The following is a 14,985-nucleotide window of genomic DNA, read 5'->3' on the forward strand; positions in this document are numbered from 1 at the left end:
TAAAAATTGTTATCAGTTATCTGTTAATTGTTAATTGTTGAAAAACAAAAGCATGAATTCACTGCCTTACCCTGATAACACTTAACAAGTAACAGATAACTGGGTTGCGGGCACAGCCCGCATTAGACATTAGACTTTTGCCACTGGACTTTGGACTTTAGACTTTGGACATTAGACTTTAGACCTTACTAACCAAAAACAATAGAATGCCTGGAAAAAGAGAAAAAATAATATGAACAACATTTCAGAACATAAACTTTACCTGCGCAGCCTGCGCCTTAAAGACTATGAACAGGTGCAGACCATCATGCAAAAAGTTTACAAAAACGTAGATGCTCCCTGGAGCAGGGAGCAGATTGAAGGTATGATCAACCGCTTCCCTGAGGGACAGATATGTATTGTGGATAAAGGCAGAACAGTAGCTGTAGCACTTACACTTATGATTGATTATGCTGAATATGGAGACAAGCACACTTACCTGCAGGTAGTCGGCGACGGCACTTTAAAAAACCATGATCCTGATGGCGACTACCTCTACGGTATTGAGATATTTGTAGACCCTGACTATCAGGGCATGAGACTGGGAAGAAGACTTTATGATGCCCGCAAAGAACTCTGTGAGCAACTGAATTTAAGAGGCATAATTGTTGGCGGCCGCATTCCTGGCTATCGGCAATATTCAGACGATATATCCCCTCAGGAATACATTAACAGGGTCAAACGCAAGGAAATTTATGATCGTGTGCTGTCGTTCCAGCTTTCCAATGATTTCCACATCAAAAAACTGCTTAAAAACTACTATCCTGTAGACCATCAATCCGAGGGCAACGCAGTTCTCTTAGAATGGAACAACATCTATTATGAGGCCAAGACCAGGCTTTTTGGAGGCAGAAAGACCGTTGTTCGGCTGGGTACTGTCCAGTGGCAGATGCGCAGATTTGATTCTTTTGAAGAATTTCTGCAGCAGGTTGAATTTTTTGTAGATACAGTTTCTGACTACGAAGCTGATATTGTTCTTTTTCCTGAGTTGTTCAATGCACCTCTCATTGCCCAGTTTGAGGATTTAAGCCCGCCCGAAGCCATGCGCAAACTCGCTGGATATACAAATGAAATGCGCGAAAAAATATTAGAAATGGCACTGGCTTATAACATCAACATAGTCACCGGCTCTGTACCAGAGTACAGGGAAAACAGATTGTACAATGTATCTTTTCTGTGTCGCAGGGACGGAACGTGGGATGCACAGTACAAGCTGCACATCACTCCGGATGAAAACAGTTCATGGGGGTTATCCGGCGGTACAAAACTCAAAGTTTTTCATACAGATATTGGACGGATAGGAATTCTCATATGCTATGATATCGAGTACCCGGAACTGGCCAGGCTGCTTGCAGAGAAAGGCGTTAACATTATCCTGGTACCTTTCTGGACTGATACCAAAAATGCATATCTGAGAGTCCGGCGCTGTGCCCAGGCCAGGGCCATAGAAAATGAATGCTATGTTGTTATCTCCGGAAGTGTAGGCAATATACCCAAAGTCGAAACTATGGGCATTCAGTATTCTCAGGCCTCAGTCTTCACTCCATCTGACTTTGCATTCCCCCATGACGCCATTGCTGCAGAAACTACGCCTAACACAGAAACCACGCTTATCACTGATGTAGACTTGGATCTTCTTAAGGAGCTGCGTCGTCAGGGAAGCGTTCAGAATTTGCACAGCAGACGTAAAGATCTATATAAATTACGATGGGTTGGAGAGTAGTTGCCAGGGGAGTCATAAATCAGGAGACATGTCATGAACCAGCAGCCTGCCATGTTTAATGCGTATTTCCGGCCAGCCCCTTGCAAATAACTATAATCGTATATGTAATAAAATCAGGGCATTATGGTTTTATTATACAGATTGATTCGGTCGCTTAGACTCCATCGTGGGTGACAGGTTTTGATCAACTACATCCCTGACAGTTCAGGTGTCATTGCGAGCGAGTCTTCGAGCGCGGCAATCTCTAACGTGTTAAGGCTGATTTTTTAGTTACTCGCAAGTTCGGTCTCGGGTCGCCCGGGTGAGGAGCTTGCAAGTAACTTCAAAAAAAACTGAACCCCGGATCAAGTCCGGGGTGACGGTTAAAGCAAGTTTTCACTATTTACCGTCATTCCGGAGAAAGCCGGAACCCAGGTTTTCATGCGTTTAAGTTACTCACAGGTTCAGTCCCGGGTGCCCCTGGCTGAGAAGCTTATAAAGCACAGATTGATGCTCAAGTGGTTCCCGGAGAAAATGTCTGCTGATTTCCTTAAAATGGGCTGAACTATTACGGTAAATCCGGTTAAATCCAGTTTTTTAAAATACCATAAAGCTCGGCTGGACTGACTGGTTTAGACAGATAATCATTCATGCCCGCTTCTAAACATTTTTCCCTGTCATCCTGCATTGCTCCGGCGGTCATGGCAATAATGGGTATGCAGCGTGGCTTATCATCATTTGACATATTTGATGGTTGTGCATCACTCTCATTGCTTAGGCTTTCCTGTTCACGAATCTTTCTCGTTGCTTCCAAGCCGTCCATGACCGGCATTTGTACGTCCATCAATATGAGATCATAGTGTTTTTCACGCACCATGGACAAAGCCTGGGCTCCATTCTGGGCCACATCACAGGTCAAACCAAGCTTTTTCAAGATACCTGAAGCCACCATCTGGTTTACAATATTGTCTTCCACCAGGAGAATATTTCCCGCAAGTCCTGCAGGACAGGAGGTGGATAATTCTTTTGGTGCACTCATTTTAATTGACCCATCTTTAGATTTTGACTGATGGGAAAAAAGCTTCAGCAGCATATCATCAAGGTCGTCACGTCGCACAGGTTTGGACAAATAGCCGGCAAAACCCATATCCTTAAACTTGCCTGTATTACACTTACTGCTCATTTTTGTCATTGCTACAAGAGAAATACCCTGAAAATCCTTGCTGTCATTAATGACGCGCACCATTTCATAACTGTCCATACATGGCATCTGCATATCAATTATTATTGCATCAAATACCTTTGGTCCTGGGCGGGAGCGCAGCATATCAACAGCACTGTTCACACATTCAGCCTCCTTGACTTCAATGCCCATGGAAGAAAGGACTGAAGAAATCATTTTACGAGTGGAAGCACTGTCATCAACTACAAGTATGCTTCGCCCCTCATAGGCTTTTCCCTGCTTATCTTCATTTTCTGAGCAGTCTTCCTGGAGCGTAAATTTTGCAGTAAACCAGAACTCACTGCCCTGACCTTCAACACTCTTAAACCCAATGACTCCTTTCATCATCTCTGCGAGCTGTTTGCATATAGCCAGACCCAGCCCTGTTCCACCATACTTTCTGGTAATGGAGGCATCCACCTGGCTGAATTTATCAAACAGCAATTTATGTTTGTTCTCAGGAATACCGATTCCTGTGTCTTGAACACTGAAGCGCAAACTGACCTCATCAGCATCATAAGCATCAATGGTTATCCTGATAAGCACCTCGCCTTCATAGGTAAACTTAACCGCATTGCTGCAGAGATTGGTCAGAATTTGAGTCAGTCTTGCCGGATCTCCTTTGAGCAGAATTGGAACTTCCGGCTCCAGGATATACATGAAGTCCAGCCCTTTTTCATGAGCCCGGAAGGCTATAGTGGTAGTAAAGTCATCCAGCAGTTCTTGCAGGTCAAACTCAATATTCTCCAGTTCAAGCTTGCCCGATTCAATCTTGGATACGTCCAGAATATCGTTAAGCAGGCTTAACAGGGCCTCCCCGCTTGACTGGATTGTTCTGGCAAACCTGAGCTGATCCTTGGTTAGCGGGGTATCAATCAACAACTCGGTCATGCCGATGATGCCATTCATGGGCGTTCTGATTTCATGACTCATATTGGCCAGAAACTCACTTTTGGCCTGGTTGGCAGCTTCAGCCTCATTTTTTGCCTTTCTGAGCTCAGCCTCCTGGGTGACCAGCTTATGGTTCTGTTGAATAGCAGATTCAAAAGTTGAGATAAGCATATCAACTACCTGAAAGCGATTGGCAGTAATCTTGTGTTCTTTGCCGTCGAAAAAAATATTTATGTTTGTAGTTTCTTTAGAATCATTTTCTCTTAAGTTATGGTTGCGAATCATATTCTTAAGTCGTGCAATCAAAACAACTTCATCATACGGCTTGGCCAGATAGTTGTCAGCACCTGACTGCAAGGCTCTAATTACATCATGCGGGTCAGACAGGATGGTGACCAGCATAATTGGAATATCCATTAAATCAGGATTATCCTTTATACAGCGGCTCAATTCACAGCCATCCATTTCCGGCATGGCTATATCGCTGATGATTATATCCGGCCTTGCACACGAGATTTCACGCAAAGCGTGCACTCCATTGCCTGCAAGGCGAACACTGTAGCCATGCCTTTGCAAAAGTCTTTTGAGCTGCATGGCCTGAGTCGGACTGTCTTCTACAACAAGCACATCATATTGATCAGTCATATCGGTACCTTTCAATGATCAACCATTGTTTCGAGTTCAGTGATGCGAGTTATATCCTTGCACACAATCATCCGCATTTGTTCACCAGCCCAGTTAGTCATCACATCGTGCACTTGCAGGACCAGCTGTCTTCCATCCTTGCGAGTCATGGTACTGACGATTGATTCATTCCTGGGTATCTCGGGAAATGCCGGTAAATCCATCTGTTCATCATTAAGCTTCACCTGAAAAATATCTTCAGCCGAAGGATTAATGTACCTGACATCACCTGATGTGTCAGTAATAATTACACCATCACTCACATTTTCAAGAATAATCCTGAACTCAGACTGCACCTGCTTGATATCTTCCAGTGCCTGATGATAATTCATGTTGGCCTTTTCAAGCTGGGTACTCTGAATAACTGCGGCCTCAAAAGTGGAAAGAAGAAGGTCAATTATCTGAAACCTGTCGGTAGTCAATTTGTGGCGTTGACCGGCAAAATATACTTCCAGAGCAAATTGCGGCACACTCTCCTTGCGCATTTCTACATTGGTCAATATGTGATGGATTCTGCGCAATAAATGATCTTCTTCATAAGGCTTGGTCAGAAAATTATCTGCCCCGGATTCAAGTCCTCTGATAATATCCCCTGGATCAGACAGGGAACTTAAAATCATAACAGGAATATCATGAAACTCACTATTGCTTTTAATGGCTTTACACATCTCAAAACCATCCATTTCCGGCATCATGACATCAGTAATTATCAAGGCAGGCTTTGAGTCTTGCACCATAGTAAGACCTTTAGCACCATTACCGGCCACCCTGGCCTGGTATCCCTGTTTTTTAAGCAGGTGCTGCAAACGCATGGCCTGGGTCAGACTGTCCTCAACAATAAGTATATCTGCATTAATAGTCATTATAACTTTACTCCATAAAACTTTTGACGGAAGTGTGCCGCTTTTTTGGAAAGTCGACTGAGGACAGCACCCTTGCAAGCCCATCATAATCCGGTTTTAATCCAAAAATAGACATGACAAACAGCTCAGATTGATTGTTTTCAAAAACGCGTCATGCATACTATTTGACTACCAGTTTTTAATACCCTTGATCACAATATCCATAATTCTAATTATGATCTGGTCTGGAGGCAGTACATAATCAGCTGAGTCAAGCTGCACAGCCTTGCCAGGCATGCCATGAACCACGCTGCTGGCTTTATCCTGAGCAAAAGTAACACCTCCGGCATTTCTTATAAGCTTAAGCTCAGCTGCTCCATCTGAGCCCATTCCTGTAAGCAGTACACCTACGCTACGGTTTTTATAAACCTGAGCTGCAGATTTAAAAAGATACGAAACCGCAGGACGAACAGAGTACTCAGGAGGATCGTCTGAAAGGGTTACATATCCCCCATCCCGCACAGACATGTGAAAGCCTTCAGGAGCAACATAAACACACCCTTGTCTGATTCTCTGACTATGACTTGCAACAAACACCTTCAGCTGGGACTGACTGTCAAGCCACTGGGCAAAACCACTGGTAAAACCCCTGGAAATATGTTGAACCAGCATTATGGGTACGGGAAAATCAGCTGGCAGGCTGCTTAGCATATTTTTTATGACAGGAGGTCCACCAGTGGAAGCACCTATGACCACAACCCCGTATTCACCTGAATTATGTTCGGACTTGAAACTGATTTTTTTTTCATGCCTGATCAAAGACATGCCTTTTTTGGATCGCAATCTGCGAACCTTGGCCATGGCAGCCTGTTTAATGGTGGCAACAGTTTCCACTTCCCATTGTCTGGCCTGAGGGGTGCCTATACCTGTGGGTTTTGTAAGTAAAGATATTGCCCCAGCCTCAACAGCCCTGAATGTTAAAGCCACATTTTCCGGCTCCCAATTGGCGCTAATAATTACAATGGGTACCGGGGTAGTTTCCATAATTTTCCTGGTGGTCTCCAGCCCATCCATAACCGGCATATTAATGTCCATTGTAACTACATCAGGCATTTGCCTGTTGATGAACTGCAAGGCTTCATTGCCGTTTTTTGCTTGTCCCACAACCCTTAATTGAGGATCAGAGCCTAATACATAGGCAAGGTAGTTGCGCACAGAAGATGAATCATCCACGATCAGGACATTTATCAACTTTTACTCCTGTTGTAAGCTTCAGCTCCGGGTGTGACTGGTATTATACCTGCGAGTAACTGTTTCAATAAACGGGGTCTGCTGCAAACCGCCTCCATATTTCTATAAATCATCCACAAAGACGCTTTACAACCTGAATAAGGTTACTTTGATCAAAACTGCTTTTAACAATATAGGCATCCGCACCCACATCAATCCCTTTTTTGCGATCTTCCCGGGACTCAAGACTTGTAACCAGAACCACCGGCAGTTCTTCAGTTTTTCTGGTGGACCTGATTTTCTCAGTGAGCTGGAAGCCGTTCATTCCAGGCATTTCTACATCAGAAACCACCAGATCAAAGGTCTCCTCCCTTAATGCCGAATAAGCTGCAACTCCGTCCACTACTGTCTTAACTCTATATCCAGCCGATGTAAGTATATTTTTAAGCAGCATTCTTGATGTAATGGAATCTTCTGCTACCAGAACATCCTTTTGACGATCCTGATGCTTTATCTTATCCGGCGATGGACTGACCGAAGATGAGTATCCTGCAGCAGAACGTAACAGGTCTGATACATTAAGGACAGTGGCCACCAAGCCTGACCCAAGAACAGTGGCTCCTGAAACATTACGCACCCTTTTTAGCTGCCTGCCAAAGGATTTGAAAAGAACTTCCTGCTCCTTGATTATTTCATCCACCACAAAAGCAATCCTGACCTGACCTGAATGCATAACCACAACAGTAAGCATCCTGGACTCATCAGCACTTTCTTTAGACTTATCAAAATCCAGTCCAAGGAGGATACCAAGACGTACCAGAGATAGTGGTGCACCCTTGAAGGATATGGTCTCACGATTTTCTACCTTGCTGACTTCTTCAGCGCCTAACCTGAAAACGTGGTCAACATTGGAGGTGGGTACAACAAAAATATGACCGCACTCTCGAACAAGGATTCCTCTAAAAGCGGCAATGGTCATGGGCATGAGGATGGTGTAAACTGTGCCTGCATCTTTTGTTGTCTCTATTGAGATGCTGCCGCCTAAATTGTCCACAGCCTCTCTGACTATGGCCATGCCCAACCCTCTGCCGGAAATATCCGTTATAATGGGACTGGTAGAGATACCAGACTGAAAGATAAGATCCAAGGCTGACTGCTGATCCATGGAATGTGCTTTTTCCTGACTTACAAGTCCATTTTTCACAGCAGCATCCTTAACTTTCTGGACATCTATTCCCCGGCCGTCATCCCTGATTTCAATTCTAACCATGTTGCCCTGAACTTGAGAAATACTCAGCAAAACCCTGCCTGCCTCAGGTTTATTAAGCTTTTGTCTTGTTTCCGCCTCTTCAAGTCCATGGTCCACGCAGTTGCGAACAAGGTGGATCAGAGGATCCTTAATTCGCTCAAGGATGCGCTTATCTAACTCTAATTGTCCTCCCTGCACTTGTAATTGTGCATCTTTGCCCTGTCCTCTGGCGATATCACGAACCATCTTGGGAAACGCTCGGGTCAATGTTTCAAAAGGGAGCATCAAAACACTCTTAGTGCCATCCAGCACATGGTCCACCATAGCTTTTGTACTGCGCATATCACTGACCAGGGTTTTACGCAACTTTTGCAAAGCAGACTCAATGCCCACTACCTTGGAATAACTCCAGTCCAAGGCTTTTTGAATACCCTCATCTTTCGACCACACACCTGATTTATCGAATGCACTGTGCATTTGCGACCCATGAGTTCGAGCGTGAAGTTCTGTACTGATTCGGGAAAACTCTTTTTTCCAGGGTCTGAATTCTTCAAGAATCTCTCTTAATTGATCAAGACGCTGTTCTGATGAAAGTTTAATGGAAATCAGCTCTTCAGACTGCATCAGGATAAAATCAAGGCGTGAAGCAGCTACCCTGATAGTATCCGGCATAACTGGTCTGGAGCGATCAGCCTGAACAACATCACAGGAAGGTTGCTCAGGTGATTTGCTTGATGAGTCTTCAACCGGGTCAAGCTGATGCGAACTGTCCTGCTTTACTTCCTTTAATATTCCTTGCCTGGTTTCGCCTTGCTCCTCTGTGCTCTGCTCCTTCCTGGGAAGCTTGAACAATGGTTGTCTATCTGATGAAGGCTTTTTTGATAATCCAATCTGATCTATAGAATTTGTCATCATGGATATGGAATGTTCACTTTTTTCCTGTGATGAAAAAAGCATCTCCTCAAGCATGCCTGATGCTTGCTGAAGAGTGTCGTAATCATGTTTTTGTAACTTTAAAGAACCTTTTTGCAAGGCCGAGAAAACAGTCTCCAGGGACTGACAGATGGATCCAACTCCACTGAGATTAACAGCTCTCGCAGCACCCTTGAGACTGTGTGCTGCACGAAAAATTTGTTCCAGGGTATCTTTGCTGGATGAGTCTTCTGGAGCTTCCTCCATGGACAATAGCCCCTGGGTGATTGTTTCCAAATGATCCTGTGCTTCTACAGCAAAAGCTTTGCGCAACTCTTCAAAAAATTCTTCATCTGAATCAAGCATTGAGACTCCATTAGTTTCTGTCTAATGCGGGCTGTGCCCACAACCCAGTTTAAACAAGAATAGTTGAGTTTGAACGATAACCTTACTTTTCAGACTGAAGACTGAAGGCTGAAGGCTGAAGGCTGAAGGCTGAAGGCTGAAGGCTGAAGAATAAGGATCTTGGGCATCATTGCTCTTTCAAGGTTAAATCAATTTCTTGTTTTTTTCTACAGGGTTGAAACGGTAAGTTACTAAAACTCTGGAAAGGAACTCCGAACCAAATGCAAAGCACTGAACAGATATCTCAGGTTCACGTTTTGTAATGTTCCATCAGATGTTTTAGCTTTTTGCCAAGATCCCTGAGCTGCAATGCTGCAGTCTCCAGCTCCTTCATGCTTGCAACATTCTGCTCACTGGCTTCTCGTATACTTTCCATAGCTTGGTTAACTTGATCCACTCCGGCAGACTGTTCTTTACTTGCAGCAGCAATCTGAGCAGCAGACTGGGCTGAATCTGAAAAACTTTTATACAGAGCATGAATGGAATCACTGGTGGCAGCCACATTACCAAGTCCGGCCTCAACGGCCTTGGCACCCTTTTCTGTGGCCATCACAGCTGCGCCTGTCACCTTTTGAATATCCCCCAGAATAGCTCTGACCTGCTTAGTTGCCTGCTTGGACTGCTCAGCAAGGCTCTTGATTTCCTGTGCAACCACAGTAAATCCTTTACCATGTTCTCCAGCTTTGGTGGCTTCAATGGATGCATTGACTGCCAGCAAATTTGTCTGCTCAGCTATATCATCCACTGTGGCTGTTATCTCGCCAATAGTCTGACTCTGTTCGCTAAGTTTCATAATGGTATCGGATATCCAGGTCATTTGTTCATTGATCAATTGCATGCCATTATTAAGCTCCTCAATTGATTTTTGTGCTGTACCTGCTGTCTGCAAACCATAACGGGCATTTTCAGCCACCTCTCCTGCCTTGGTACTGGTGGCTTCTGAAGTCTGGTTAACCTCTTCCACTGTAGTAGTGGTTTCCATTACAGAAGTTGCTGTTTCCTGGGCTCCTGAAGTGACTTGAGAGATGGAGGCCGCGATTTCCTCGGATGAACTGCCGAGATAGCTGGAAACTTCCAGGATATCTCTGACCTGCATACTCAGGTTGTCACTCATCGTTTTCATTGTCCTGATGAGGTCACCAATTTCATCACCGCGCTTGTCCAGACCTTCAGAAAAACTGAAGGAAACATCACCGCCGTTGATCCTGGCAAGAATTTCTGAGCTGGTTACAATGGGGTTCTTGAGGCTTCGGGTAATAAGAAAGGCCAGCAAAAAGGCCAGGCCCACTCCAATAAGCATGGCTGTCATGATTGTGGAACGCATATAGTTAGCCCGCTGATTAAAGCTTTGCACATGTGACAAAGCTTCTGTGTTGTTTAGGTCAGTCATTCTGGAAAGAAGCATTTCGAATCTGAGTTGCAACGGCAGTACAACTTCCATGGCATGATGATTAAGTTCATTATCCAGATCCAGGGCAACCTGCACTTCATACAGCAAGTCATCAAGGTGACCAAAAACTTCTTCCATGGCTGGCTGCATTAAGGAAATATATGCTTCATAAGCCTCATCACTTCTCCCGTTTTGAACAAGTAGAGACACTTCGTTAACAGCTTCATGGAACCGCCGGTGAGGTATACTCATTTCTCTAATAATACTCATAACTTGTGGATTCTGGGTAGTGAATTCTTTTTGCCATTCAGCGTAAGTGCACTCATCATATCCCAGGGCCTCAAAACTCTGGCCGGTTAAGATGGAACTGGTGGCTTCAGCAGCGAGCTGATAATGAGCGCCTCTTATCTGCTCCAGGTTACGGGCCAGGTCCATGGGATTGCCCAGATCCATTTGATCAAGCTGTCTGCGCTGCTCAAAACTTGTTTTGTTGACAGCGTCAAGTTCTCTCCATGCTTCATTAAGTTCATCCCATACCTGTTGCGCTTGCTGGCTTTTATCCAAAAGATCATATTCGGTTCTTGCCATTTCAAACCTGTCCAGCGCGGCAACAAGATCATTAAACTGCTGCTCCCGATACACCCGGTCAAGAGAAAGATCCATAAGAGTTCTTTCAGCAGCAATGATTTCTTTGGCTGCAACCGCCATTTGCATCATGCTTTCCGCAGCAGGAAGTCGATTCTGACCGACATCGCTTAAGGCTTCTTCTCCCTCAACAGCATTAAAATATGCCAGAACTCCGAGACTTAAGGTAATTAAAACAATAACCCCAAAACCCAGGATCAGTTTTTTGCCAATCTTTACATTATCTACAATCGAAAAAAGTTTCATAGAATCCACCTTTATGATCAAATTTACATATAAACGCTCCCCTTCCTGAGGAGCCTGGATCGAGAGGAAGGGCCTTGACAAGCGGAACCTGCATCCTGCAGGCTATTAAAAACAGGCAACTGGTAGCCGCCTCCACAAGAATAAATAGTCCCCTATAGAAGATATTTTCTTCCTTTGCGCCCTTTGCCTGCCCGGTTAAACAACGCTGAAAGCGTTCCTGCGCAGCAGGGTTTAACTGGGCGTCTTGAGTGAGTCTTCCAACGGGCGGTAAAAATATCTTTTTTTTGGGTTGAGGGAAAAGCCGGTATTACATGTCCTTATGCACCAACATCTTCATCAACAATCAAAGATTCATCCGATAAAACAGCCTTAGCATCCAAAACTGCCACATCTCTTCCAAACACTCCCTTGAGGTAGGCTTGAGTTTTGTCAGTCAAAGAAGAAGGGCTTGGCTGGATCAAGTCTATAGCAAAGGCTGTTGCTCCTTTCAGCTTATCAACCAGAAGCCCCATTTCCATTTCATTATGGTTAAGAATAATAACTTTGGCGCTATCAGGAGGGGCGCTAAGTGGAAGATCAAACAGAACCTTTAAATCCACAACCGATACTATCTGCCCTCTAAGGTTTATGATACCTGCAATAAAAGACGGCGTGCAAGGAACAGGAGTCAGTCCTGAAAAATTAACAACTTCGCGAATATAAGCAGATTCAAGAGCATAATTTTCCCGGGCCAGCCTGAACTGGACCACTTCGAGTAAATGCTCTTCAAGCGCATCTTCCATGCTCAATCTGGCCAGAGCTTTAGCCCTTTTACGGAGTATCTTCTGTTTTTCTTCCATTTTAAGCCTGTTTATAATCATCTGATCTTTTATTTCTGTGGAGACTTTCAATAACAGCATTAATGGTAGACAACAAACGGGCAACGCTCATGTCTCCAAGATCAGGAACCCCCTGTTCCGGAGGAATTTTTTCAAGCAACTGGGCTGCACTTTGAAAATACTTCAAGGCCTGATCATTGTTTTCCATTTCATAGGCTATATTAGCGAGAGAATAAATAGCCGCAACATAATCAGGATTTAGATAGAGCGCCTTTTTTACTTCCTCAGCCGCTCTGATCAGGTCACCCTGCTCCATTAGGACCATCCCATAAAGGTAGTATATTTCAGCATCGCACTCATCTGCCTTAAGAGCTTTGTCACACCACTGAGCAGCTTTGTCGAGCTGCCCTTTGTCCGCGCTAATACGAGCCATCATTGCATATGCCTGAACAGGGGGGTTACTGAGGTCTTGTGCCTCATAAGCAGAAATGCCTGATTCAAGTTCTCGGGCAGCTTCCTCATACAACCCTTCCCTCACTTTGTCTCTGACCTTTTCCAGTAATTGATCCAACTCAGGTATTACTTCATCAGAGTCCAGCTGTCTTTTCAAACCCCCGGAATCTATGCTGCATTTTGTGTTTACTGATTCAGTTTTTAGAATCGTGGGAGTCCAAGATGCTGAAAGGGCTGAAAGATTTTGTTCAGGGATGACATTTTGATGAAAAAAGACTGGAGTCTTTTTAGGTGTTTTACGGTAAATTGTGGCCCCACCCAGTGAGATTGAAGAAAATTGAGAATCAAGAAGAGAATAGGTTTCACTTGGTGCCACAATGAGCCAGCCCCCCGGGCGCAGAGATCTGTAAAACCCTTCTAATATTCTCTGCACAACGTCAGGCTTTAAATAGATCATAACATTTCTACAGAAAATAATATCCATAGAGTGAATATTGTTCAAAAGAGAAGGATAGCTGCTTGAGGCCAGGTTAAGGTAGGAGAAGGAAACATTTTGTTTAAACCGACTATTTATGGCATATTTTTTAGTGGTTATTTTTTGGAAATACCTGTTCTTCAGATCTTCTGATGTATTTCTAAAGGACCATGGAGTATAAATGCCTGCTCTGGCTTTATTCAGAGCCTCCCAATTGATGTCCGTGCCTTGAATGCTTGTATGCCATTTCCGGGCATCAGAAAGAAGCTGGTCCAGGAGAATGGCTATGGTATAGGGTTCTTCACCGGAACTGCAGCCAGCGCTCCATATCTTCAGAGTTTTATTATTTTTTAAACCATGTTTACTTATCTCGGGTAAAGCCGCATTTTTGAAAGCTTCTAAACTTTTGGGTTCTCTGAAAAAATAAGTCTCTCCCACAGTCAGGTAATGGGTCAATACTTCAAGTTGCCTTTGGGTTAGCGAACTCTGGGTCAAGTTTGAACAAAACTCTTGGACATTATCCGTATTCTGTTGGCAGGCAAGATCCTGAATCCCCCTGAAGAGTTCTTTACGTTTGCTTGGTTTATATCTGAAACCAATACTGTCAGCTACAATTTCTCCCAGTTTATCCAGTTGGCAGGACGGGATTTGATGGTTCATTTCAGCCTTCCTCCAGCGCTTCATCTCCTGCCTGAAGGGCAACAGCTAAATCCTGATTTTTCTGAAGATCAAAAAGGTGCTCAACATCATGAATTACTACAATGTCATCAGATACTCGAAGCACTCTGGCAGTTTTCAGGGCGGTGTCATCATAAGCGTGGGAATTTCCTGGACCAGGCCAGCGGACAGCATTATCCTGCAAAACGGTAACGTCATGCACCGTGTCCACAAGCAGTACGACTTTCCTCTTATTACGAGATATGATTATGAATTTGTCAGACAGGTCCAGTTCTTTATGCTGGAGATTAAAAAGATGGCGTGTGTCAATCACTGGCAATATTTCACCACCTATATTGATCAATCCGGCTACATAAGCTGGAGCATTGTCAACCGGGGTTATTTCAGCGGCATGAAGAACCCTTTCCACTACATCCAGCTCTAAGGCGTATTGCCTGTCCACCAGTGTGAATAAAAAAAATGCTGAATTATTCCCCATACCACCTGCCAGTATTTGACTGTTTGCTGCATTATATCTGTTCAGCACATTATTCTAATTTCAGATAAAGCCTGCATCCTGATTTGTTTTCACCATTGCTGCTTGTTTGACCAGACCTGAGCCCGCTAGTCGATACCATGGGCTGGAAAGACCCTTGAGTAACTACCAACAATCAACTGACAACTTTTACCCCTCAAGAAACCTCCCTGAAAAGCCTTAAAGTATCAGCATTCAAGTCATATTTATCCAACTCCTGTTCATGGGCCCAGACAGCTTCCAGTGCGTCAGTGCCAGCCATAATTTCGCCTCTTATATACCTCGCTACCAAATCCACTATTACGTAATGGTACAAAAGATTATTGCTGCCGTCATGCTCAATGAGATCAAAGGTGAAAATGGGATCAAAAGCCTGGACAATAATTGAAGTTTCTTCCAGAACTTCTCGTTCCACAGCCACTTGCAGAGATTCTCCCGGCAAAACCTTGCCTCCAGGAATCGACCATCTGCCCCTATTGGGATTGTTAGCCCTTTTGACCAGCAAGTAACTGTCATTGCGCCTGACAATTGCACCAACAGCAACCCTGGGCAGACCACTATCCAGAGTTTTTGAATCAGAGCTTAACATT

10 protein-coding genes are annotated in these 14,985 nt (G+C 44.2%); 1 reads left to right on the forward strand and 9 read right to left on the reverse strand.

Annotation, left to right across the window (positions count from 1 at the left end; all coding sequences use genetic code 11):
- Positions 1-232 precede the first annotated feature (232 nt).
- Complete coding sequence (locus LZ23_RS03055; protein WP_045211489.1) at positions 233-1,762, forward strand: carbon-nitrogen hydrolase family protein; 1,530 nt, start codon at positions 233-235, stop codon at positions 1,760-1,762.
- A 562-nt stretch (positions 1,763-2,324) separates the two neighbouring features.
- Here LZ23_RS03055 and LZ23_RS03060 read toward each other — a convergent pair.
- From LZ23_RS03060 to LZ23_RS03100, 9 genes are all read right to left on the reverse strand, one after another.
- Entirely contained in the window at positions 2,325-4,499 is a 2,175-nt protein-coding gene (locus LZ23_RS03060; RefSeq protein WP_045211491.1) for a response regulator, read from the reverse strand.
- An 11-nt stretch (positions 4,500-4,510) separates the two neighbouring features.
- A complete protein-coding gene (locus LZ23_RS22210) occupies positions 4,511-5,401 on the reverse strand; it encodes a response regulator (protein WP_052507066.1) in 891 nt (296 codons plus the stop codon).
- A gap of 168 nt (positions 5,402-5,569) precedes the next feature.
- A complete protein-coding gene (gene cheB, locus LZ23_RS03070; protein WP_045211493.1) occupies positions 5,570-6,631 on the reverse strand; it encodes a chemotaxis-specific protein-glutamate methyltransferase CheB in 1,062 nt (353 codons plus the stop codon).
- A 109-nt stretch (positions 6,632-6,740) separates the two neighbouring features.
- The gene (locus LZ23_RS03075; protein WP_045211495.1) at positions 6,741-9,137 is read right to left on the reverse strand and encodes a hybrid sensor histidine kinase/response regulator; all 2,397 of its coding nucleotides are present in this window, start codon (positions 9,135-9,137) and stop codon (positions 6,741-6,743) included.
- Between the two features lie 289 nt (positions 9,138-9,426).
- Positions 9,427-11,457 (reverse strand): methyl-accepting chemotaxis protein, encoded by a 2,031-nt coding sequence (locus LZ23_RS22215; RefSeq protein WP_052507067.1) that lies wholly within the window; start codon positions 11,455-11,457, stop codon positions 9,427-9,429.
- Between the two features lie 317 nt (positions 11,458-11,774).
- Positions 11,775-12,296 (reverse strand): chemotaxis protein CheW, encoded by a 522-nt coding sequence (locus LZ23_RS03085; protein WP_198145882.1) that lies wholly within the window; start codon positions 12,294-12,296, stop codon positions 11,775-11,777.
- Position 12,297: 1 nt separating this feature from the next.
- On the reverse strand, positions 12,298-13,863 hold the full coding sequence (locus tag LZ23_RS22220; RefSeq protein ID WP_052507069.1) for a CheR family methyltransferase: 1,566 nt from the start codon (positions 13,861-13,863) through the stop codon (positions 12,298-12,300).
- A 1-nt stretch (position 13,864) separates the two neighbouring features.
- On the reverse strand, positions 13,865-14,359 hold the full coding sequence (locus LZ23_RS22225) for a chemotaxis protein CheW (RefSeq protein WP_157493087.1): 495 nt from the start codon (positions 14,357-14,359) through the stop codon (positions 13,865-13,867).
- Between the two features lie 193 nt (positions 14,360-14,552).
- On the reverse strand, positions 14,553-14,984 hold the full coding sequence (locus LZ23_RS03100; protein WP_045211499.1) for an NUDIX hydrolase: 432 nt from the start codon (positions 14,982-14,984) through the stop codon (positions 14,553-14,555).
- Between the last annotated feature and the right edge of the window lies 1 nt (position 14,985).

Source organism: Desulfonatronovibrio magnus, from assembly GCF_000934755.1.
Classification (GTDB): Bacteria; Desulfobacterota; Desulfovibrionia; order Desulfovibrionales; family Desulfonatronovibrionaceae; genus Desulfonatronovibrio; species Desulfonatronovibrio magnus.